This is a genomic window from Acidaminococcus intestini DSM 21505 (assembly GCF_000425045.1).
In the GTDB taxonomy this organism is placed as follows: Bacteria; Bacillota; Negativicutes; order Acidaminococcales; family Acidaminococcaceae; genus Acidaminococcus; species Acidaminococcus intestini.
The window spans coordinates 15712-35471 of sequence record NZ_AULA01000029.1; the positions used below are offsets into that span (position 1 = coordinate 15712).

The 19760-nt window shown below is 48.8% G+C and carries 20 protein-coding genes; 11 read left to right on the forward strand and 9 right to left on the reverse strand.

Translation table 11 applies throughout. The annotated features are described in order from the left end of the window. Positions 1–264 precede the first annotated feature (264 nt). From H503_RS0108640 to H503_RS0108650, 3 genes are all read left to right on the forward strand, one after another. The gene (locus tag H503_RS0108640; protein WP_009015621.1) at positions 265–1818 is read left to right on the forward strand and encodes a DUF4127 family protein; all 1554 of its coding nucleotides are present in this window, start codon (positions 265–267) and stop codon (positions 1816–1818) included. A gap of 32 nt (positions 1819–1850) precedes the next feature. Then, positions 1851–2342 (forward strand): YajQ family cyclic di-GMP-binding protein, encoded by a 492-nt coding sequence (locus H503_RS0108645; RefSeq protein WP_009015622.1) that lies wholly within the window; start codon positions 1851–1853, stop codon positions 2340–2342. Between the two features lie 235 nt (positions 2343–2577). After that, positions 2578–2889 (forward strand): nitroreductase family protein, encoded by a 312-nt coding sequence (locus tag H503_RS0108650; RefSeq protein WP_022227222.1) that lies wholly within the window; start codon positions 2578–2580, stop codon positions 2887–2889. 662 nt (positions 2890–3551) lie between these two features. Here H503_RS0108650 and H503_RS0108655 read toward each other — a convergent pair. Both H503_RS0108655 and H503_RS0108660 read right to left on the reverse strand, forming a co-directional pair. Next, positions 3552–4184, reverse strand: a complete 633-nt coding sequence (locus H503_RS0108655; RefSeq protein ID WP_009015624.1) for a trimeric intracellular cation channel family protein — start codon at positions 4182–4184, stop codon at positions 3552–3554. A gap of 113 nt (positions 4185–4297) precedes the next feature. Continuing rightward, positions 4298–5539, reverse strand: coding sequence for a GspE/PulE family protein (locus tag H503_RS0108660; protein ID WP_226828494.1), 1242 nt, complete (start codon positions 5537–5539; stop codon positions 4298–4300). A 216-nt stretch (positions 5540–5755) separates the two neighbouring features. Between H503_RS0108660 and H503_RS0108665 the strand changes: the two genes are divergently transcribed. Continuing rightward, on the forward strand, positions 5756–6256 hold the full coding sequence (locus H503_RS0108665) for a hypothetical protein (RefSeq protein ID WP_009015626.1): 501 nt from the start codon (positions 5756–5758) through the stop codon (positions 6254–6256). After that, positions 6253–7527, forward strand: coding sequence for a type II secretion system protein GspD (locus H503_RS0108670; protein WP_009015627.1), 1275 nt, complete (start codon positions 6253–6255; stop codon positions 7525–7527). The genes H503_RS0108665 and H503_RS0108670 overlap by 4 nt, the downstream gene beginning before the upstream one ends. Here H503_RS0108670 and H503_RS11975 read toward each other — a convergent pair. Then, entirely contained in the window at positions 7524–8480 is a 957-nt protein-coding gene (locus H503_RS11975) for a cation diffusion facilitator family transporter (protein WP_197736359.1), read from the reverse strand. The genes H503_RS0108670 and H503_RS11975 overlap by 4 nt on opposite strands. Positions 8481–8747: 267 nt before the next feature. Between H503_RS11975 and H503_RS0108680 the strand changes: the two genes are divergently transcribed. Further along, the gene (locus tag H503_RS0108680; RefSeq protein WP_009015629.1) at positions 8748–9380 is read left to right on the forward strand and encodes an NUDIX hydrolase; all 633 of its coding nucleotides are present in this window, start codon (positions 8748–8750) and stop codon (positions 9378–9380) included. A gap of 61 nt (positions 9381–9441) precedes the next feature. On the opposite strand, the gene yihA is transcribed toward H503_RS0108680, so the two are convergent. The 5 genes from yihA to tig are packed head-to-tail and all read right to left on the reverse strand — an operon-like array spanning position 9442 to position 15710. Then, the gene (yihA, locus tag H503_RS0108685; protein WP_009015630.1) at positions 9442–10074 is read right to left on the reverse strand and encodes a ribosome biogenesis GTP-binding protein YihA/YsxC; all 633 of its coding nucleotides are present in this window, start codon (positions 10072–10074) and stop codon (positions 9442–9444) included. 5 nt (positions 10075–10079) lie between these two features. After that, the gene (gene lon, locus H503_RS0108690) at positions 10080–12398 is read right to left on the reverse strand and encodes an endopeptidase La (protein WP_026385676.1); all 2319 of its coding nucleotides are present in this window, start codon (positions 12396–12398) and stop codon (positions 10080–10082) included. A 57-nt stretch (positions 12399–12455) separates the two neighbouring features. Beyond that, complete coding sequence (gene clpX, locus H503_RS0108695; protein WP_009015632.1) at positions 12456–13733, reverse strand: ATP-dependent Clp protease ATP-binding subunit ClpX; 1278 nt, start codon at positions 13731–13733, stop codon at positions 12456–12458. Positions 13734–13779: 46 nt separating this feature from the next. Then, on the reverse strand, positions 13780–14370 hold the full coding sequence (clpP, locus tag H503_RS0108700) for an ATP-dependent Clp endopeptidase proteolytic subunit ClpP (RefSeq protein ID WP_016459757.1): 591 nt from the start codon (positions 14368–14370) through the stop codon (positions 13780–13782). Between the two features lie 20 nt (positions 14371–14390). Then, positions 14391–15710 (reverse strand): trigger factor, encoded by a 1320-nt coding sequence (gene tig, locus H503_RS0108705; RefSeq protein WP_009015634.1) that lies wholly within the window; start codon positions 15708–15710, stop codon positions 14391–14393. A 496-nt stretch (positions 15711–16206) separates the two neighbouring features. On the opposite strand from tig, the gene H503_RS0108710 reads away from it, so the two are divergent. From H503_RS0108710 to H503_RS0108730, 5 genes are all read left to right on the forward strand, one after another. After that, positions 16207–17610 carry an alanine/glycine:cation symporter family protein gene (locus H503_RS0108710; protein ID WP_026385677.1) on the forward strand — a complete coding sequence of 468 codons (1404 nt, stop codon included), beginning with the start codon at positions 16207–16209 and terminating at the stop codon, positions 17608–17610. 193 nt (positions 17611–17803) lie between these two features. Next, positions 17804–17989 carry a ferredoxin gene (locus tag H503_RS0108715; protein ID WP_014128017.1) on the forward strand — a complete coding sequence of 62 codons (186 nt, stop codon included), beginning with the start codon at positions 17804–17806 and terminating at the stop codon, positions 17987–17989. Next, a complete protein-coding gene (locus H503_RS0108720) occupies positions 17989–18354 on the forward strand; it encodes a DUF488 domain-containing protein (protein WP_014128016.1) in 366 nt (121 codons plus the stop codon). The genes H503_RS0108715 and H503_RS0108720 overlap by 1 nt, the downstream gene beginning before the upstream one ends. 1 nt (position 18355) lies before the next feature. Next, positions 18356–18523 carry a hypothetical protein gene (locus H503_RS12520; protein WP_014128015.1) on the forward strand — a complete coding sequence of 56 codons (168 nt, stop codon included), beginning with the start codon at positions 18356–18358 and terminating at the stop codon, positions 18521–18523. A 212-nt stretch (positions 18524–18735) separates the two neighbouring features. Then, a complete protein-coding gene (locus tag H503_RS0108730; RefSeq protein ID WP_009015638.1) occupies positions 18736–19341 on the forward strand; it encodes a hypothetical protein in 606 nt (201 codons plus the stop codon). A 135-nt stretch (positions 19342–19476) separates the two neighbouring features. Here H503_RS0108730 and H503_RS0108735 read toward each other — a convergent pair. Further along, a partial coding sequence (locus H503_RS0108735) for an IS3 family transposase (RefSeq protein WP_026385417.1) occupies positions 19477–19760 on the reverse strand: 284 nt, incomplete at its 5' end.

A 19760-nucleotide genomic window follows, 5' to 3' on the forward strand; every position in this document is an offset into this window, starting at 1 on the left:
TGATTCACGTTAAAGAAGGCATACAAAACCAAGGGCATCTCCCTTCTTAGGCAATGTCCTTTTGCTCATTATACCACATCAGAGTACTAGGGGATACGGTTCTTCCTCTTTTTCCCCTGACTGCGGCGGCTTTCCACAGTGATGAAAGCGTAGGCCGGCTAAAATCACAAAAGGTGTGAAAAAATGAGACAAATACGATATAATAGTTTCATTACGATGATGGAACATAGCCGGTTCCATTCCCAGAAAGGATGATGGAAGCTCTTGCAGATCAAGAAATATCTCTTAGGAAGCGCGGCAGCGCTCTTACTATTTTCAGGCCTTGCGGCTGCCTCTCCCAAGATCATCTACATTCCCTTGGACAACCGTCCTGTAAACCTTGAATATACGGTCGATACGGCCAAAGCAGCCGGTTATCCCCTGACTGTCCCACCGGAGAAATATCTTTCCAACCATAAGAGCGTCGGCGACAACGAGGGCCTTTGGGAATGGTTGGAAACCGAAGCCCCTCACGCCGAGGCCGCTGTCATTGCAACGGACAGTCTCAACTACGGGGGCCTTGTCGCCTCAAGGAAGCATCATCACCTGGAAAAATACCTCCGGGGAAAAATTGTGCGCCTCGACACGCTCCACAAAAATAATCCTGGCCTTAAGATCTACGCGTTCAGTACAATCATGCGGACGCCCCGTCAAAGTGTGGCCTCTGTTGAACCCGCCTATTATGAGACATATGGGCCCAAGATCTTCCGTCTTTCCCAACTGGCGGACAAGGAGGACATGGAAGGCCTTACGGAAACAGAAGAGCGGGAAAAAAACCAGCTGACCCTTTCCATTCCGGCAAATGATCTAAAGGATTGGCGTACGAGGCGTCTGGTGAATCTCCAGACCAATAAACGCCTTATCCGCATGGCCCAGCGGGATGGCTTTCATTTTCTTGCCATCGGCAAGGATGATGACGCCCCCCTTTCCCAGACCCACATGGAAGCACGCATCCTGGAAAATTTGGGAAACGGCATGAATAAGAAACAGTTCCAAATTGTCCCTGGAGTCGACCAGCTGGGACTCACCTTGGTCACGCGGGCCATCAACGAAATCCGCGGCGATAAGCCCGCAGTCTATCCACTTTTTGCTCCTGGGACAGGAGGCAGCACCGTTCCCTTGTATACAGATGAAAGTGCCGAAAATTCGGTACATAACCAGATTATCGCCATTGGCGGCAAGATTGCTTCAAGCACTAAAAAAGCAGACCTCATCCTTGCAGTCAACACACCGGATGATGGTATTTGCCGCGATTCCACAGCCAATGAGAATGCCCCCTACAGCAACCGCGCCAACAAGGAATTTGCTGCCCAGATTGCGGACCTTGAACGCATGAAGCCCATTGCCTTGGCCGACATTGCCTATGCCAATGGCGCCGATAACGGATTTATGGAAGCGCTCTCCCATAAAAAAGCCCTGCTTGACCTTACGGCCTATTCTGGATGGAATACATCGGACAACAGCATCGGCTTTGCCCTTTCCCAAGGAATCTTGGCCAAACGAATGTCTGAACCAGACCGGCTCCGCCTGCTCAAGATCCGGCTCCTTGATGACTGGATCTATCAAGCCAATGTGCGTTACCGTGTGTCCCTTGAAATGGACCGTCACAATGTAAAACTCAAGTATGATCTTGGAAAATATTATAACAAGATCCTTAGCCGGACAAATCGGCTCTTCAAGACCTACATCAGTGATGAACCGGACGTAAAAGGAACCGATTATACCATCGAGTTTCCTTGGAACCGCATGTTTGAAGTTTCCGTCCGCGTCAATCCATAACTACAGGAAAATGCCAAAGGAGGAACTTATACATGGCAAAAAACAGCTCTTTCGACATCGTCTCCCAATTGGATATGCAGGAACTTGACAATGCCCTGAACCAAACGAGAAAAGAAATTTCCCAACGCTACGATTTCAGGGGATCAGCCGCTGCCATTGAACTTGTTGATGAAAGCCTCAAGATGACCGCAGAAGACGAATACAAGCTAGGCGCCATCCTTGACATCCTGCGCCAGCGCATGGCTAAGCGGGGGCTCAGCCTGCGTGCCTTGGAACCCGGTAAGGTTGAACCGGCTGCGAAAGGAACGGTCCGCCAAACAGTCACCTTAAAGCAGGGCATTGATAAGGAAACCGCTAAAAAGATCATTGCTGCCATCAAGGCATCGAAGATCAAAGTCACGACCCAGCAAATGGATAATCAAATCCGGGTCTCCGGGCCCAAAAAAGATGATCTGCAGGCCGTCATCCAACTCATCCGCAGTGATGATTTCGGCATCGACGTCCAGTTCATCAATATGCGGTAATACAATTCAATGAGGCTGTGAGGAAATGATCATCTCGTTTCTTCACAGCCCTTTTTTCAATCAACGAGGAAAGGATTTTCAGCATGATTGCTTCTATCGCTCTGCGGCGCAGCATCCGAAACTATAAGCATAGCCCCGTTCCCCAGGACTTTGTAGAACAAATCCTCTAAACCGGTCTGCTGGCCCCGGCTTCCAAGAATCGTCAGCCCAGCATTTCATCGTTACAGTAGGAATCATGAAAGAGGCCCCCGTCCTGATCTTTGTCATGAATGATCTAGGCTGCCGTCTGGATCACACCCTCAGCTGGGACGAACGGGTATCGGGAATTTGCTACGCCCCGTCCATTGACGCTGCCGTCGAAAATGGGTGTCTTACGGCTGACAGTCTGGAGCTTGGCAGTCTCTGGATCTGCAATACTTATTTTGCCTGCCCTGAAATTATGCCACACACTAAAAAGCCGCTGCGAACCAATCTGTGCCCTTGCCCTGGGATATGCCGCGGAAGCTCCCCCTTAACCGACTGCGCAAAGCTTTTGCGGATGCGGTGAAATTTTGCGATTCATTGTTGGGCAGTGCCAAAATCGTTCCGATTGGATGGGGTTACTTGCCCCATTGCTTAAAAAAGATACTTCTGAAAATAATGGGGGCATGATGTTTCGCAAAAAGCCTCGTACCACACTCTCATTCCAAAGTCATCCTCCAAATACCGTCGCCGTTCGATCCACTTTCAGGAATTTTTACGTTTGTTAGCGGAAAGAGCACAGGCTTACGCCGCATATCCGCATATCGGCCCATCCGCATTGTCAGTCGGCAGCTTCTTTGCTGGCATCTGGATAATCTGTTCCCCTCCAAATTAGATAACTGAAAAAAACACGATGGTTGGATCACTGTGACAAGCAGCACGTTTGCTTCGTCACCGAGGCCGATGGATCTTCGTATCTGTCCCCATCAAAACCTAAGCTGCAAAAAGCCAGAAAAAACGTAAGACACAGACATTCAAGTGAACCAACAGCCTTGCATGCCATAGCAAGTTCACATTTCTTATCAAGACAACCGCAATAAAAATCCCGTTTCAAAGCAGCTTGAGGGAGAATCGACCACTGTCGGCAATGGCCATCTTGGCCTCGTCATATCTAGCTGAGAGGACAAGAACATACATAAAAAAGAGGCAAGGAAGAAAGGATGAATGTCCTTCTTCCCTACCTCTATTTTACTTTACCGGTCGGTAGAGCTGCCATTTAAACTGCACGGCAAGCACGCGGAGAATGATTACCACAAGGGCCCCAATGATAGGGGCAAGATCCATGGCCCCAAAACGCCAACAGAGACAGATCATGATACTTCCCGCAATAGAAGCCGTGGCATAAACATCCATTACAAGGACGACAGGAATCTTTTGCGCCATGAGATCCCGCAGGACACCACCGCCCACTGCCGTTAAAAGTCCTAGGACAACAGGAAAAATATAGGATTCTGGTTCTCCATCCGAAAGGCCTACCATGGTTCCTGTAACCGTAAAGGAAGCAAGGCCAATGGTATCAGCAGCAATATAAAGAAGATTGAGGAACTTTTTTCTCCGGCCCTCCAAACGGTACGAAGAGATACAGTAACTGGTTACAATAGCAGCCAATAGGGCCAGTCCTATGGGAACAGGATTGCGCAGTGCTGCCGGAGGAATATGACCGGACAAGACATCGCGAATCATACCGCCGCCTACTGCCGTCAGGATGGCAAGAACGGAAATGCCAAAAATATCCATCCGTTTGACAGCACCCACAATGGCACCGGAAACAGCAAAAGATAGGGTTCCGGCAAGGTCAAACAAATTCCATAAAAGCCACATAAGAAATCTCCTTTTTGAATAAAATCGAGTGAAACGAACTGGTTGGAAGAAAAATAAGGGCTCTCCGCACCTATCTTATCCAAAAAGCGTCCAAAAAACAACAGAGGCAGTGGTTATTTCTTCTCTAAGGGGCCTAAGACGCGAAGCATTTCTTCCGGCGAGGTCTCTCCAGCAAGAACTTTTGCGCGGCCATCTTCGAAAAGGGAAGCAACCTGCTGCTGACGACCAAGCTCAAGCAGGGCCTTCTCACCCAGTCCTCGGGCAGCAGCCTGACGGCACGCCTCGTCAAAAGGAAAAACTTCCTGAACCGCAAGACGCCCGCTGTATCCCGTTCCTCGGCAATGGGCACAGCTGGACGCATGGAAAAGATGAAGCGGCCCCTTGAGAGAAAAATACGTCCTTTCCCAACTATTTTCCCCAACGGCATAGGCCGTCCTGCACTGGAGGCAGAGCCGTCGCAAAAGACGCTGGGCCACAATTCCCTTCAGGGCCGAAGCCACAAGATAGGAATCAACCCCTAGGTCAAGAAGACGGCTTACAGCACCAACCGCGGTGTTGGTATGAAGCGTACTGAAGACAAGATGACCGGTGAGCGCGGCATGGACACTCATTTCTGCCGTTTCCCGATCACGGATCTCACCTACGACAATCAGGTCCGGGTCTTGTCGGAGGATGCTTCTCAAGCATCTGGCAAAAGTGAGGCCAATCTTGGGGTGCACGGCAACCTGGCTGATGCCGTCAATCTGATATTCGATGGGATCTTCCACGGTAACAAGGCTCCGACCGGATTCATTGAGGGCCTGCAAAATGGCATAAAGCGTTGAAGATTTCCCCGATCCCGTCGGTCCGGTTACCAGAATCAGTCCATAAGGTTCATGCAGAAGCTGATAAAGCCGTTCCAGGTTTTCTTTTGAAAACCCCAGATGGTCCAGGGAGTAAAGACCTTTTCCACTGTCTAAAAGGCGCATGACAAGCGTTTCTCCGTAAAGCGTAGGAAGGGAAGAAACACGGATATCAATGGAACGGTCCTGGTAAGTCATTTGGATACGGCCATCCTGGGGCAGGCGTTTTTCTCCAATATCCATGCGGGCCATAATTTTATAGCGGGAAATCAAAGCATCCTGCATGACCGGTGGAATCCGCATAAGGTCCTGCAGGACACCATCCATGCGTCCGCGGATGCGAAGTCCATTTTTTTGCGGTTCCAAATGGACATCGCTGACAGACAGATCCAGACAGACTTCAAGGATTTTCTTGGAAGCGGCAATGATATTTCCATCATCTCTGCCGGCATTGGAAAAAAGCGCCTCTTGAAAAAAAGGGGCTTGCTGTGTCTGGGATTGGCTCATCATCATTCCTCCATATAATAAAGCAGATAATGCGAAAAAAGGGACGTTCGTCACGAGAAAACAGCCTTTTACCATGAAGCGCCCCCCTTTTAATCAATCGGGGTAGGAAAAAAGAACAGGAATCAGTATAATAAAAGACGTTATTAAGCGTTCTTTTAATAGAGTATCATACTTTTCTAAAAAAAGCTGAATATTTCTGTCATATCTTTCAAAGGAGGAATAATGATTCATCCATCAGCCCTGAAAAAAGCCTTGAAAGAAAGAAAAAAAAGAATTTTCTTCCTTTTTCCCTTTCCGCTTCTTATTGGCGTTCTCATCTTCCGTCCAAAAGATTCCTTGCCCAATGAGCCCCTTTCCCCACCGCCTGCCATTATACCCGTACTCCCCCAGAAAGAAGAAAAAGCAGGTCTTGTGCCGCCCCGTAGGGATCCTTTTGAAGGGTTGTTTCATTCCCATTCCCCTGTGCCGCATCCCTTTCCTACGGCTAAAGATGATTCCCCTTTCCCTTTTGGGAAAAGGGAAAAGACTGAAAGCCCAATGCTGCGCCTTAGCGGAATCCTCACGGTCGACGGATGCCGCAAAGCACTCTTCATAGGCCCAGAAAAGACCTATCTGCTGGAAACCATGGATAAGATTCCACAAAGAGGGCAAGTGCGCGCCATCCATTCCGATTCGATCATCTGGAACAATATGGTCATCCCCGTTGGTGAGGTGATTCCATGAAACGTTTTTTCTTCCTGTGCCTTTTACTTTTTGTATGCGGCAGAGCCTTTGCCGGTCCCTTGGTCAGTCTATCCGTAAAAAAAGCGCCGACCGAAGAAGTCTTTCGTTCCCTGGCTTCCATGAGTGGAAAAAACATTGTCTTTCCTGAAGCCCTTACGGGGGAACTTTCCCTCACCCTTCATGACGTGCCTTACGAAGAAGCCCTCCGTCTTGCTGCCGCTTCCCAAGGGCTTTTCCTTGAAACAGTCGGGGACGTCACCATCGTAGCTCCGGCAGGGACCATGGAAAGAGGGTTCGGTGCACTCACAGCCTACCCTCTTTCCTACGTTCCAGCAAAGGAAGCGGCTGAAACCTTGAAGCCCCTCATCAAGGCGCCCCTATCCTTTGATCAGACAAGCAATACTCTTTTTGTGCTGGGAAGTCCTGGAGATCAAGCGCGGGCCCAAAAGGTCCTTGCCCGCATGGACCGGCTGCAAAAACAGGTAACCTTGGAAGCCCGAATTCTCTCCCTGCAGGAAGACGCCTCCCGCGAATTGGGCCTCCAGTGGAAATGGAGCGGACTGCCGCAGCAAAATAGCGAAGAAACAGATGGCGGTACCTTCCATCTTGGGCATGGCTATACGGGCTCCTTTCAAGGCATCCTTTCTGCTCTCTGTCAAAAAGGAAAGGCAAAGGTCCTTGCCACGCCCCGCATTGTCACCGTGCCAGGAAAAGAAGGAAAAATCTTCATTGGTGACCATATCCCTGTCGTTACGGAAAAAGTTTCCAACGGCACCACGACAACCTCGACAGAATATGTAGATGCGGGTATCCGCCTTTCTTACACCCCCATTGTCGGTCCTGATGGCGTTATCACGGCTTCGGTCCATACGGAAGTCAGCACCCCAACCCTAATTTCAGAGCTCCACAATTACCGGATTACAAGCCGAACGGCGGATACGAATGTTCGTCTTCTGGAAGGCGAAACCCTCGTCATCGGCGGCCTGATCAGTGATGAGGAACAAAAACGTCTGGAAACCATCCCGCTCCTATCAAAACTGCCCCTGTTAGGGAATCTCTTTACCTTTCGGTCTCGCAAAAAAACGCGCACTGAAGTAGTTATGCTCCTTACGCCTTATCTGACTGAACCAGGTAGAAGTCCCGCCTTCATCCCCTATAAAGAAGATCCTCATTTTCTTCCGCCACTGCCTTTTTCCCAAAAAAAGGAGGGCGATGAGAATATAAGCCTCTCATATTCTCATCGCCCTCCCTCATTTCAAATTTCAGGTTAGCTTTCCCCTGTAATCCGATTGGATCCGATGGGGCAAAAAATATTTGTTTTCGTATTATCTTTTGCAGCAATTTCCGGATCCGGCGAAACATGGACCATGCAGTGCTTGACTTCCGGGAAATGCCGCTCAATTGTATCATGGACTTCATCAGCAATGCGGTGCGCTTGAAAAAGGGTCAGGTTCCCGTCGGCAACAATGTCGATATCGACATACATCTTAGCACCAAACATACGGGTACGGAGCGAATCGATCCCGGTTACGCCACACTGCTTCATAACGAAACTTTTCATTTCCTCGATGGTACGGCCATTGGCCGCATGGTCGACGAGCTTATCGGAAGCATCCCGAAAAATACCAATCGAGGCATGGATAATCATCAAACAGATGACAACAGAAGCCAAGGGATCCATGATGCCATAACCCATACGCGCCCCCAAAATTCCGATGAAGGACCCAATCGAAGAAAGAGCATCACTGCGATGATGCCAAGCATCTGCCGATAGGGCACCGGAGTTGATTTTTCTTGCAGCCCTGATGGTATACCAAAACATAGCTTCCTTGGTAACAATAGAAACAATGGCAGCTGCCATGGCAATCAGGGCCGGCGATTCACGGTCTAGATACGTCTTATGGAGGATGGACTGAAGCCCTTCATAGCCTATGCCAAGGCCTGTGAACATAAGGACAAAGGCCAGAAAGAGGGTCGCAACATATTCCTGCTTTTCATGTCCATAAGGATGGTCTGCATCTGAGGAACGGCTAGCCAAAAGGACACCAAAGATTACGATGATGGTACTGAAAACATCGGAAGCGGAATGAATGGCATCAGAAATCATGGCCGATGAATGGCCCATGATGCCGGCTACAAATTTACCCACACTAAGGACTAGATTGACAAGGATACTTACGTAGGAAACGTGCATCGCAATATCGCTGGAGGACTGTTGTTTCAAGGACCGTCTCACGCTGATCACCTTTCTATTCTCAGAAAATGTAAGAAAAAACACGGGATAAAAATAACACCTGCGGAACGCTGCTGTGTCCCGCAGATGCCTTATCTACCTGCTGCCTATTCGGCCCGGTCGGTAACCCGACTTGTGCTTTATGTTTCCCTGTATAATAAATCATGGAAAGGTCCTTGTCAAGTTTTTTCGTCTCTTTACCGAAAAGGGAAAATCAGTTACACTATAGGAAACCCTAACGAAAGGATATCCCCACCTATGACTTTTCAAGCAATAGACACACTGCGCCGGATCATCCCTTCCCAACCATCTTCCATTGACAGTACACTCCATATCTGGGAATCAGCTGTCCTTCTACCTCTCATTGAAGGCCCTAAGGGGTGGGAAATCTTATTTGAAGTCCGTTCCTCGGCGCTTACCTGGCAGCCAGGCGATATCTGTTTTCCCGGCGGACATCGAGAGGACATGGACCGGAACCTCAGCGATACAGCCCTTCGGGAAACATCGGAAGAACTGGGAATCCCCCAAAATGAAATTACACTCCTGGGCCCGCTCGATTACTTTTATGGCGTCATGGGTCCCCTGATCTATCCCTATGTGGGAATCCTCCCCAAAGATTGCCCTCTCACCATTGAGCAAGACGAGGTTGCAGAACTTTTCACGATTCCAGTAGAAACACTCCTTTCCCTCACCCCGAAAAAAGGCAAGGTGGCCATTGGATCCAAACGGCTGGAAGGATTCCCGCCGGAACTTGAAACCCCGGAAAAGGAAGATTGGGTCATGCAGCATTCCTACGATATCTATTTCTATCGTTATAAAGAACGGCTCATCTGGGGCATTACGGCTCGCATCCTCACCCAATTCCTGGAACGTCTGCGAAAATCAAGATAAAAGGGATAAGGCCGGCAGCAAAGGATATCAATTCCTTGCTGCCGGCCTTTGATCATGGGGTTCAGTGTCCCAACGTAGCCAAAATCCGTTCGATTAGTTCTCGCCGGTTTGTGTGGGCCGTCGAGGTGTAGGTCAGGATGCGATCATCATCAAGACCAAAAGTTTTCTTATAAAGTTCCTTTTGAGCCGCCACAGCTCCTTTATTGAGCTTATCCGACTTCGTCAAAATAATCATAAGAGGGATTCCCAGACTAAGGAGCCACTGGTAGCAGTCAATATCGCTTTCCATGGGTGCGTGACGGATATCCATAAGGATACAGACAAGCTTCAGGTCCCGGGAATTTTCCATATACTTGCAGATAAAAGCAGACCACTGGTTCTTTTGGCTCTGACTGGTCCGGGCAAAACCATACCCTGGCAGGTCCACTGCATAAAAGGTATGACGCAGCGGTTCTTTCTCCGTTGTTTTCTTGGCACGAAAAGAATAGAAATTAATCGTTTGGGTCTTACCAGGAGAACTGCTGACGCGAGCCAATCCCTTTCGCCTTGCCAGCGAATTGAGCAGGGAAGATTTACCTACATTGCTGCGACCAATAAATGCAACTTCATCCACCGTATCCTGCGGGTACTGGGTGGCCTTGACGGCTGACGCGACAAATTCGCCGCCGACAATATCCCACTGCGTCATTACCATAATTGTTATGCCTCCAAAGCAAGTTTCGTGACTTGATCCATGTGATCTACAGGGATGAACTTCATGGATTTCTTAACATGATCAGGCAACTCTTCCAGATCCTGTTCGTTCTGACGAGGCAAGAGAATCGTCTTGATCTGGTAACGAGCCGCTGCAAGGACCTTTTCCTTAAGTCCGCCAATGGGTAGGACCTGACCGGTTAGGGTGATTTCACCAGTCATGGCAAGGTCCGCCTTGACCTTTCGTTTGGTAAGAGCCGATTCCATGGCCGTTGCCATCGTAATGCCTGCAGACGGACCATCTTTCGGGATAGCGCCTTCCGGGACATGGATGTGGATGTCGATTTTTTCATTGAAATCCGGTTCAAGGCCCAGCTCCTTGGCCCGGGACCGAATATAGGTAAAAGCAGTCTGGGCTGATTCCTTCATGACATCGCCCAATTGGCCCGTGAGGACCAGCTTGCCCTTGCCTTCACAGACAACCACCTCAATCTTGAGGAGCTCGCCGCCTACACTTGTCCAAGCAAGACCTGTGCAGACGCCAATAGCCGCTTTGGCCTTCATATCACTTTCAAGATAGACAGCAGGTCCTAAAAAATCCTTGAGGTTTGCCACACCGACAGAAACCTTTTCAATCTTTTTCTCAACAATCCGGCGGGCTGCTTTACGACAGATAGTGGCAATCTTGCGTTCGAGGTTACGGACACCTGCTTCCCGCGTATAGTCTCGGATAATATGCTCCAAGGTCTTGGGGGACAAAGTGAGGTTCTTAGCAAGAAGCCCACTGAGTTTTCGTTCTTTTGGCAAAAGATGCTGCTGGGCAATCTTGATTTTTTCTTCGTCTGTATAACTGTCAAGCTGGATGACTTCCAACCGGTCCAAAAGGGCTGGCGGAATTGTCTCGACGGTATTTGCCGTTACAATCCAGAAAACATTCGACATATCATAAGCAAACTCAATGTAGTGGTCGCTGAAATGGCTGTTTTGTTCCGGATCAAGGACTTCAAGAAGGGCTGAGGCCGGATCTCCCCGGAAATCCGCTCCCATCTTATCCACTTCATCCAGGAGGAAGACCGGATTATCGGTCCCGCATTCAATCATACCATGGATCAAACGGCCCGGCAGGGCGCCTACATAGGTTCGGCGATGACCGCGGATTTCCGCTTCATCCCGGACGCCACCCAGGGAAATGCGGGTAAACTTTCGATTCACAGCACGGGCAATGCTTTGGGCAAGGCTCGTCTTCCCGACTCCGGGAGGACCCACAAGACAGATAATAGGGCCACGGTTGCTCTTGGTAAGGGCACGGACAGCAAGATAATCCAGGATCCGTTCCTTGACCTTCTTCAAGCCGTAGTGATCCTTATCAAGGATCTGGGCAGCTTTTTTAATGTCGTAATTATCCTGGGTCATCTTGCCCCAGGGCAGACTCAGACAAGTATCAAGATAACTGCGGATGACAGCACTTTCAGCCATCATGGGGGGCATCTTGAGAAGCCGATCAAGTTCCTTGTCAAGGGCTTTTTTGACCTCTTCCGGGAGATTCAGTTTTGCCATCTTTGCCTTGTACTCATCCACTTCGGACTGCTTTTCGTCCCCTTCGTTGAGTTCCTTGCTGATAGCTTTCATCTGTTCTCGCAAATAATATTCACGCTGATTCTGTTCGATCTGCTTACGGACCTGCTGGGAAATGTTCTTTTCAAGGGTAACGATTTCCAGTTCCTTACACAGATAGGTATACAAAAGGTGCAGCCGCTCCTTGACACTGATGGCTTCGAGGAGTTTTTCCTTTTCCGGCACATCAATGGTCAAATAACCGCCAATCATATCGGCGACACGGCCTGCATCAGGCTGATCCTTGAAGGTCAGCATGACTTCGCTTGTCACTTTCTTACTTGCCAGCACCCATTGTTCAAAAGTCTCTACAAGCATACGCTTCAGGGCTTCCACTTCATTGCCCCTATTATCCGTATCCTCTTTGACTTCTACATGGGCTTCCAAGTTCATCCCAACTTCATCGATGACAGAGATGACCTCTACACGATAAAGTCCTTCTACGAGGATGCGCATCGCGCCGTTTGGCATCTTGAGCATCTGTTTGATTTCTGCAACAACGCCGAACCCATACAAGTCTTGCGCCGTCGGATCAGCCTCTTCAGCTGCTTTCTGGGTCACCAAAAGAATCCGTTTCGTTGTTGCCATAGCCGTTTCTACAGCCTTGATAGAGCGATCCCGCCCTACGTCAAGATTGATGATCATCCCTGGAAAGACAATCAAGCCGCGAAGGGCAAGAAGAGGCAATCTCATTGTTTCTACTTCAGACATCTGTTTCACCATCCTTATAGCGAAAAAGGGAAAAGGGGACCCCCTTTTCCTTTTTTCCTAGGCATTTTTACGTGCTTTTTTAGTTGCATCAACCTTTTTAAGAACCAGTTCCGGTTCCTTATGGGCCGTAACGACATCCTTTGTCACGATGCATTTTTCAACGTCATCGCGGCTCGGGACCTCATACATCACATTCTTCATGATGCCTTCAATGATGGCACGAAGTCCCCGAGCTCCGGCCTTACGGGCCAAGGCTTCGTGGGCAATGGCCTTCAGGGCATCATCGTCAAAATCCAGCTCGACATGATCCATGGCGAGGAAGGATTCATATTGTTTAGTCAGGGCGTTCTTCGGTTCCGTCAGGATTTTGACCAAGGCCGCTTCATCAAGCTGGTCCAAGGTGACGACAACGGGAAGACGACCGACAAATTCAGGAATCAGGCCATACTTTACAAAATCCTCAGGCAGGACCTTCTTAAAAGGATTGGCCATTTCCTTTTCCTTCTGTGTCTCGATTTCTGCACCAAAGCCCATGCTTTTCTTCCCCGTGCGGGCATTGATGACGTTTTCGAGGCCAGCAAAGGCACCGCCACATATAAAGAGGATATTGGTCGTATCAATTTGAATCAATTCCTGATGTGGATGTTTCCGTCCCCCTTGGGGCGGCACATTAGCAACGGTCCCTTCAAGGATCTTAAGTAGGGCCTGCTGCACACCTTCCCCCGATACATCACGGGTAATGGACGGATTTTCGGATTTACGGGAAATCTTATCGATTTCATCGATGTAAATGATGCCCCGTTCCGCAAGCGGAATATCATAGTCGGCATTTTGGATCAGACGCAACAGGATATTTTCCACGTCTTCCCCAACATAACCAGCTTCCGTCAGGCTCGTTGCATCCGCAATGGCAAACGGCACCTGCAGGATCTTAGCTAGGGTTTGTGCAAGGAGGGTTTTCCCGCTTCCTGTCGGTCCCAGCATCAGGATATTGGATTTTTGCAATTCCACATCAGAATGATGATCCTGTTCGTAATTGATGCGTTTATAGTGGTTATAGACAGCCACGGACAGAGCCACTTTAGCGTCGTCCTGTCCAATGACATATTCGTCGAGGATCTTTTTAATTTCCTTCGGCTTCGGGAGATCGGTAATCTTTTCTCCCGCAGGTTTCTTGAGTTCCTTGTCGAGCATCTCGTTGCACAGGGCAACGCACTCATCGCAAATGAAAACATTATGGCCAGCAATCAGTTTCTTGACCTGACTCTGCTTCTTACCGCAAAAAGAGCAGGTATAATCTTGATCGAACGGGCCTTTACTATCATCGAATGCCATCTGACACCCCTCCTTACAATTGGGGCAAGACGGTTCTATCCATCAATCAAGCATGAACCGGAGATGCTACGACCTGATCAATAAGGCCATAGGACAAGGCCTCATCAGCGGTCAGGTAGTGATCGCGTTCCGTATCCAATTTGATGGTTTCTGGGTCCTTCCCCGTATGGGCTGCTAAAATCTGGTTCATCTCTTCCCGTACGCGCAGGATCTCCCGGGCATGGATTTCAATATCCGTGGCCTGGCCCTGGGCACCGCCCAATGGCTGATGGATCATGACACGGGAATGGGGCAGGGCAAACCGTTTGCCCTTGGCTCCGGCTGCCAGGAGGATGGAGGCCATAGAGGCTGCCATGCCGACGCAAATGGTCGAAACATCGGGACGGATGTACTGCATGGTGTCATAAATGGCCAGTCCAGCACTCACACTGCCGCCAGGGCTATTGATGTAGAGATGGATATCCTTATCCGGATCTTCCGATTCGAGAAAGAGGAGCTGGGCCACAATCAGATTGGCCATATGATCTTCAATCTCTCCGGTCACAAAAATGATGCGATCTTTCAGAAGTCGGGAGTAAATATCATAACTGCGTTCGCCCTTGCTGGTCTGTTCAACAACAATAGGGACATAACTCACGCGGTCCACCTCCCAGTTGATTATTCTTCAGTCTTTTCTTCTTTTGCTTCTGCTGCACCTTTGGCAGAGCTGAGTACAAGATCAGCGGCTTTGCGGCGCATGATATTGGAAACGAGCAGGGGCAGGGATCCATTTTCCTTAATGATTTTCTGGACCTGATGAAGGGTAGCACCCTGTGTATCAGCAATCTTCTGCATTTCCGCCAGCGTTTCTTCTTTCGTTACCTTAAGGTCTTCCTTCTTGGCAATGGCGTCAAGAACGAGATCAGCCTTCAGGTTTTCGAGAGCAACCGGTTTTTGTTCATCCCGATAGGTCTTCACATCTTTGCCGAGATACTGAAGATACATCGGAAGGCTCATGTGGTGTGCTTCGAGATTCATGGTCAGTTCGTCCACCATCTGGTTGGCGCGCTGGGTCACCATAACTTCCGGAACTTCAAAGGAAGCATTCTCCACGGCCTTCTTGATGACATCCCGCTCATAGTTGGCCTGAGACTGATCTTCTTCAGATTTCTTCAGACGGGCCAGGGTCTTTTCGCGGAATTCAGCAATCGTCTTACTGTCAGAGTTTTTCTCAATCAGTTCGTCGGTCACTTCAGGAATTTCACGAACCTTGATATTCTGGACATGGACCTTGAAGACAGCGGCCTTACCAGCCAGTTCCTTCGCGCCATAATCTTCCGGGAACGTTACATTGACATCGGTGGATTCATCCTTTTTCAGGCCGACCATTTGATCTTCAAAGCCAGGGATAAAGCTGCCGGAACCGATTTCCAGAGGATAGCCCTTGCCTTCGCCGCCTTCAAACGGTTCACCGTCGATGGTGCCGGCAAAGTCAATCGTAGCAAGGTCTCCCTTTTCCAGTTTCCGGTCTTCCGGAGCATCAACCAATTTAGCAGCCCGCTTCTGCAGGTTGCTGATGGCATCGTCCACATCCTTGTCAGTGACTTCACGGACAACCTTCTTGACATCGAGGTTCTTGTATTCACCCAGTTCAACTTCCGGACGGAGCGTGACCAAAAGGGTCATTTCCATTTCTTTGCCTTCTTCCAAGGTGGAATCCTTCAGTTCGGGATCTGCAACAGGAATGAAGTTGTTGTCATCAAGAGCCTTTCTGTAATTGTCATTGGCAAGGATCTGGAACGCTTCTTCCTTGATGGCATCCTTACCGACATGGGCTTCCAGGACCCGGCGCGGAGCCTTTCCTTTTCTGAAGCCAGGAATTGTGACCTGTTTGTTGACACGGGCAACGGCTCTTTCGAAACCCTTTGCGACTTCTTCAACAGGAATAGTGAATTTCAAAGTTGCTTCGTTACCTTTTCTTTCTACAGAAACGCTCATTAAAAAAATCCTCCTCACAGGCAGTCAGCTTCGAATTTGGTAGGTTATCTGACATACCATCATTAATTACTTAAAAAATCGCTCATATAGCATACCACAAAAGGTATAATTACGCAAATAGTCCCTTTCATTTCGTTTGCCTCCACGCCTGCCCTCATGCGGATTCCTGCATTGTCTCCTTGCTTGGGGGGAATTCATCCCATCTCCCTAGCCGCCTCAAGAAGCCCTCCTTATAATACAGGGATTTTTCGTCACCGCCGGGCTTTTTGGTGTGCAAAAAGACAGTGAATTATCTGATTTTGAAAACAAGTCTTTTCCCCCTATGCATTGTGATACAAGATTCCTTTCCATTTTGCTTAATTATGTTCCGAATATAAAATTATTCCCACTATATTTCACAAAAATGACATGTTTTCAGCCTTTTTATGATACAATAAAAGTAAAGCAATCCACAATTGGAACGGATGTGGATTCAACCCCAAAGGAGGCAATTCATATGTCAGAATTTCTACTTGCCCTGGACGATGTCCTCTATTATCCGATTCTCATCATCGTCCTACTCGCCGCTGGCCTTTACTTCACCTTTACAACGGGCTTTGTTCAATTTCGCTGGCTGCGTCAAAGCATCCGGGTCATTATGGAAAAACCGGAAAAAGAAGGCTCCATATCATCCTTCCAGGCCCTCATGGTTTCGACCGCGTCCCGTGTCGGCACGGGCAATATCATCGGGATTTCAACGGCCCTGTGTCTGGGCGGCTTTGGGTCCGTCTTCTGGATGTGGGCCATTGCCATGATTGGTTCAGCCACAGCCTTCATTGAAAGCACCCTGGCCCAGGTTTACAAACGCAAGGATGCAAATGGCGACAGCTACGGCGGCCCGGCCTACTACATTGAAACAGCCCTCCACAACAAGGCGCTGGCCATTGCCTTTGCCATCGCCCTTATTGTGACCTATGCCGGCGGCTTCAACTTGCTTGCTTCTTACAACCTGCAGTCCACCTTCTCTGTATATGGCTTCTATGACAAAGCCACCACGCCTTGGATCATCGGTGGCCTTCTTGCCGTAATGGTTGGCTACTGCGTCATGGGCGGCGGTAAACGTATCGTTCATGTAACGGGGACCCTCGTTCCAATCATGGGCGTCCTTTATGTCCTGCTTTCCCTTGCCATCATCCTTATGCATCTTGATATGATTCCGAGCGTCTTAGGCGCTGTCTTTGCCGATGCCTTCAACTTCCAGAAAATCCTGGGCGGCATCAGCGCTTCCTGTCTGATGTTTGGGATAAAGCGAGGCCTTTATTCCAACGAAGCCGGCGTTGGTTCTGCTCCGAACGCAGCTGCAGCCGCTGACGTTTCCCACCCGGCCCAGCAAGGTCTCGTCCAGATGCTCTCTGTCGTCATCGACACCATTCTCTGCACCTGCACCGCCCTTATCTGCATGTTCTCCGGGATCATCCCGACCAAAGAGATGGCAGGGGCTCCTTACGTACAAGCAGCTACCCAAGTTGACTTTGGTGCCTTTGGCCCGATCATGATCACCTTTGCCATGGTCCTGTTTGCCTTCACGACCCTTTTGGGCAACCTCTTTTATGTCGACAACTGCCTAGCTTACCTGAATGGCGGCAAGACTCCCTCCAAATCTACTATGACCATCTACCGCATCATCTCCGTCATCGTCATCTTCGTCGGCGCCGGGATGAGCATGGACAACGCATGGGCCCTCGCCGATATCACGATGGCCTTTATGTGTTTGACGAACATCCCCTCTATCATGGCCATGAACAAAACAGCCATTGCCGTCATGAAAGACTATGGACGTCAGCTTGCAGAAGGCAAAAAACCAGTTTTCAAGGCAAAAAATATTGGTCTCGACGACTCCAATCTCGACTTCTGGAAATAAGCTCCTGCATCCGTTCCTTACGAAGCTGCGCTTGCGCAGCTTCTTTTTTCATGGTCACAAAAAATAGATTTCGTTGTTATGGCAACGGACAAGCCTGCTGCCCCACCTTACAATAAGGGATGAAAAGAGGGTTGGACAGGCCTTTTATAGAAAGGTCTCCACTCCCATCAGTCATCAGAGGGAGATGTTACTTATGAAATATCATGTTAATGACAGCTGTATCGGCTGCGGACTCTGCACGTCCACCTGCCCTGAAGTCTTTTCCATGGGAGATGATAATAAAGCCGTAGCCGCTGAATCCGTTCCTGCCGGTGCTGAAAGCTCCGCAGAAGATGCCATGAACGGCTGCCCCGTTACCGCCATTGAGAAAGTGGACTGATGGAAATATGGCTGCGGCGTGTCTATGACCGCACAGAGAAAGGCCCGGAAGAGCGGGTTCTCGTTGACCGGCTCTGGCCGCGGGGGGTAAAAAAAGAAGCCATTCCAACTTGGGCTAAGCAGATTGCCCCCTCTCGGGAGCTTCACGATTGGTACAAGGACCATGACGAGGATTTTCAGGGATTCAGGGAACGTTATGAAAAGGAACTGTCTTTGAATCCTGCCGTTCCGCCTTTCCTTGAATTCCTTGAAGAAGCCCTCAAGAAAGGACCTGTCGTCTTTCTCTACGCTAAGAAAAGCAGAGAAGAAAACAATGCCCTTGTCCTCCGGGACTATGTGCTCCGTGCCTTACGAAAGGAGAACTGACATGTGTGACGAAGATATGATCTATGACTGCCCCTGCACGGTGGATTGTCCCCGCCACAGGCACTGTGTCAGCTGCATCGATCACCATAGAAAATTGGGTTGGCCCCTTGTTGCCTGCATGCAGAAAATGCTCAAGGAACACAAAGCCCAAAAAGCCGCTCAAAAATAAGGAAGCCGCATTAAAGGCCGCCGAAAGCACAAATCATTGCTCATCGACGGTCTTTTTTTGCGGTTTAATTATAAATAATTTATAAATAAAATATTAATATTTTATGAAAATCCTGTTGCAAAAATTCTTAAAAACATGTATTTTTGTAAATTAGATTCATGAGTCAATTTTTCTTTCCAGTTACTCAAAATACAAGTAAGAAGGAGCCCGTTATGAAAGATCCAACAACATCCGCCTCTTCCTTTTGGCCCAGGGCGGCCATTCTTTATTTTTTCGTTCTGTTCCCACTCAGCTTCCTTCTTCCTGGCCCCTTTGCGTGGGAAAACGGACCCATTGAAATGGGTCAAAACATGATCCTTCTTACAGGTATCATTTGGTCCATCTATCACTACACACAGGAGACGCACCTTCACAGGCCCTCTTATTGGCTTTTTGCGGCAAGCTTTTTCCTGCTTCTTTTCGGAAGGGAAATCAGCTGGGGCCGCATTTTTCTTCTAAAAGAAATGACTGAGACAGGACCTGTTTTCTGGAGCATGAAAGACCTCCCCTATCATCGTGTCATAGACGGCGCCATTGGACTCTTATCGGCTGCGGTCATCCATCTCTTCTATCAGAGCGTGAACGTTCAAAAAACCTTGCACTGTCTTAAAAAGAACCGGCTCATGTTCCTTCTCACAGTGCTTGCCGCTATACTTGCCCTCATGGGGGATAAAGGCCAGCTCTTCCATGATTTCAGGGACGAGACCATGGAAGAACTATCCGAACTCTTTGTCTATCTTCAGGTCTTCTTTTTTATTCATCAATATCGCATCGCCTGACCTTTCTATCGTTTCAGAATTTCCTGAATGGAGGCCGCCCTATTAGGGCGCTTTTTTTGATTCCAAAAGGTGGATAAGTTGGAAACTATGAGGTAAAATGATGTGTACCCCAAAAACTGGACGCATATAAATTAGTTAAATGGCATTAGTGGATGTTTCCCGATATATTTCGGGAGGCATCCATTTTGTTTTTTTCTGAATCCTTTCCTTGTTGAAATAATGAATGTATTCTTTCACTGCTTTAGCAAATACCTTGAACGAGGTGTATTCTTTTTCGCTTCCGTAATACATTTCATTTTTCATCCGACCAAAAAAGGTCTCCATAATACTGTTGTCATAGCAGTTGCCCTTACGCGACATTGACTGTATAATTCCATGCTTTTTCAATTCACTTCTGTAATATTCATGCTGATACTGCC